This window comes from uncultured Agitococcus sp. (assembly GCF_937920075.1).
Classification (GTDB): domain Bacteria; phylum Pseudomonadota; class Gammaproteobacteria; order Pseudomonadales; family Moraxellaceae; genus Agitococcus.
In genome coordinates this window covers 1-2765 of sequence record NZ_CALETI010000023.1, presented here as the reverse complement: position 1 = coordinate 2765, position 2765 = coordinate 1, and the positions used below count along the sequence as shown (strand labels likewise).

3 protein-coding genes are annotated in these 2765 nt (G+C 42.9%); 2 read left to right on the top strand and 1 reads right to left on the bottom strand.

Annotation, left to right across the window (positions count from 1 at the left end; all coding sequences use genetic code 11):
* Together Q0212_RS00645 and Q0212_RS00640 are read left to right on the top strand one after the other, a co-directional pair.
* Positions 1 to 1280, top strand: a 1280-nt coding sequence (locus Q0212_RS00645) for a class I SAM-dependent DNA methyltransferase (RefSeq protein WP_297920710.1), incomplete at its 5' end; no start/stop codon positions are given.
* Positions 1277 to 2296, top strand: coding sequence for a PDDEXK nuclease domain-containing protein (locus Q0212_RS00640; protein ID WP_297920708.1), 1020 nt, complete (start codon positions 1277 to 1279; stop codon positions 2294 to 2296). The genes Q0212_RS00645 and Q0212_RS00640, both read left to right, overlap by 4 nt.
* A gap of 263 nt (positions 2297 to 2559) precedes the next feature.
* On the opposite strand, the gene Q0212_RS16765 is transcribed toward Q0212_RS00640, so the two are convergent.
* Entirely contained in the window at positions 2560 to 2727 is a 168-nt protein-coding gene (locus Q0212_RS16765; protein ID WP_367175426.1) for an HAD family hydrolase, read from the bottom strand.
* Between the last annotated feature and the right edge of the window lie 38 nt (positions 2728 to 2765).

Genomic DNA, 2765 nt, shown 5'->3' with positions numbered 1-2765 from the left:
TGAACTTGCTGTTTATTGAAGATGACGAAGTATTAAGCAAAGCAGGTGTTGTGCGTACCATCTATGACCCAACGGCAGGCACAGGCGGAATGTTGTCAGTGGCTGGTGAATACTTAGCCGAGTTAAACCCACAATCACGGTTAACCATGTTTGGCCAAGAGCTTAACGACGAGTCCTTTGCTATTTGTAAGGCCGATATGCTCATTAAAGGTCAGGATGTCGCCAATATTGTCGCTGGTAACACGCTGTCGGACGATGGTCATCCACACAAGAAATTTGACTATATGCTGTCTAATCCTCCGTTTGGTGTGGAGTGGAAAAAAGTCGAAAAAGACATTCGCAAAGAACACGAACAACAAGGTTTTAATGGTCGTTTTGGTGCAGGTTTACCGCGTGTTAGCGATGGTTCGTTGTTATTTTTGATGCACTTAATTTCTAAAATGCGCCCTGCTGTGGATGGCGGTAGTCGTTTGGGTATTGTCTTGAATGGTTCACCGCTGTTTACGGGTGGCGCAGGTAGTGGCGAAAGTGAAATTCGGCGTTATGTGTTAGAAAACGATTTAGTTGAAGCGATTATCGGTTTGCCGACTGATATGTTTTACAACACAGGCATTAGCACTTACGTGTGGATTTTATCTAACCGTAAACCGAGCCACCGTAAAGGTTTAGTTCAGTTAATTGATGCCTCTAGTTTTTGGCAAAAGATGCGTAAGTCTTTAGGTAGTAAGCGCAAAGAATTATCCGACGAGCATATTGCCGATATTACTCGTTTGTTTGGTCAGTTTTTAGAAGCAGACTTGGCGACGGTGTTGGATGCTGAAGGTAAAGAAATCAGCCGCCAATTGATTAACAATCACAGCCCTGCCCCTATTGCGCCGCAAGGTGGCAAAGTCAAACTTGTGCCGATTGCTCGCATCTTTAAAAATAGCGAATTTGGTTATAACACTATCACCGTTGAACGTCCGTTGCGTGATGAGCAAGGCAACATTGTGCTAAACACCAAAGGTAAAAACAAAGGCAAACCAATGGCCGATGCCAATTTACGCGATACGGAGAATGTGCCGTTAAGTGAGGATATTGAAACCTATTTTAAGCGTGAAGTATTGCCTCATGCGCCCGATGCGTGGATTGACTTTGATAAAACCAAAGTTGGTTATGAAGTGCCGTTTAATCGTCATTTTTATGTGTTTGAACCGCCACGCGATTTAGCCGAGATTGATGCCGACTTAAAACAAGTGACGGACAGTATTTTGGCGATGATTGCAGGATTATCGGCATGAAGCAAAACTCTACGCCCACCACCACACAAACAGCCTTTGACGATGTGTTACGCCTAATTGATTCGGCCAAGCAACGTGTTTACCGCGCAGCTAATACCGAGTTAATTGATTTATATTGGCAAGTTGGCGAATTGATTAGCAAAAAAATAGCCTCTGCCGAATGGGGTGATGGTGTTGTGGCTCAACTTGCGGATTTTATTGCACAAACACAACCCAATTTACGCGGTTTTACGCAACGTAACTTATTTAGAATGCGTCAATTTTATGAAGCTTATCAAGGTGATACAAAAGTGTCACCACTGGTGACACAATTATCGTGGACACATAATCTCACCATTCTTAGCCGCAGCAAACGCCCCGAAGAACGCGAGTTTTATTTAAAAATGGCCATTCAAGAAAAATGGAGCAAGCGTGAGTTAGAGCGTCAATTTAATACGGCTTTATTTGAGCGTGTGGTATTAAGCCCTGTAAAAACATCGCCGATTGTGGCACAACACTACCCAAAAGCACTGGATGTTTTTAAAGATAGTTATGTGGTTGAGTTTCTTAATTTACCTTCTGCACATAACGAAGCGGATTTGCATAAAGGGTTGTTGCTTAAACTGAGGGATTTTTTATTAGAGCTTGGTCGTGACTTTTGCTTTATTGGCAGTGAGTATGCTTTACAGGTAGGCAAACAAGACTTTGCCTTAGACTTGTTGTTTTTTCATCGAGGTTTAAATTGTTTGGTTGCGATTGAGTTAAAAGTGACAGCGTTTGAGCCGCGTGACCTTGGGCAGCTTAATTTTTATTTAGAGGCTTTAGACCAAGACCATCGTAAGCCCCACGAAAACCCTGCAATTGGGGTGTTGTTGTGTGCGAGTAAGGATGATGAGGTGGTGGAATACGCGCTTAATCGTTCGTTGTCGCCTGCCTTGATTGCGGAGTATGTGACGCAATTGCCCGATAAACAGTTGTTACAAGCCAAGTTACATGAGTTTTATGTGCAAAATATGCCACAAGGAGAACAGGCATGAGCTTTCCACGTTATGCAGAGTATAAAGATTCATGCGCGAAAGAATTAGGTGCTATTCCAGTTGATTGGAATATATTGAGAATTAAATACTTAACTAAATGCTTAGATGGACAACGTGTGCCTTTGAATGCGATTGAGCGAGGAGAGAAAAAAGGAGATATACCTTATTGGGGAGCTAACAAAATTGTTGATTATGTTAATGATTGGCTCTTTGATGAAGAGTTAATTTTATTAGGTGAAGACGGTGCTCCTTTCTTTGATAAGTTAAAGGATGTTGCTTTTGCGGTGAATGGAAGAATATGGCCAAATAACCATGTCCATGTACTGTCCAAGACCATGAGCGGCGATTATCTTCTCGGTGTAGCGCGTTTCCTTGTTGGTAATGATGGCTTGTTTGAAGCCTTTTTCCTTAAGCAGCGCCAGGGTTTCCATAACCTCCGGGTAGGGGCGGCTGGATGTTCCAGCGGTAT

Bases quoted from the DNA above. Each gene is read 5' to 3' on its own strand.
- Q0212_RS00640 (WP_297920708.1), top strand. From the start codon at position 1,277: ATGAAGCAAAACTCTACGCCCACCACCACACAAACAGCCTTTGACGAT.
- Q0212_RS16765 (WP_367175426.1), bottom strand. From the start codon at position 2,727: ATGGAAACCCTGGCGCTGCTTAAGGAAAAAGGCTTCAAACAAGCCATC.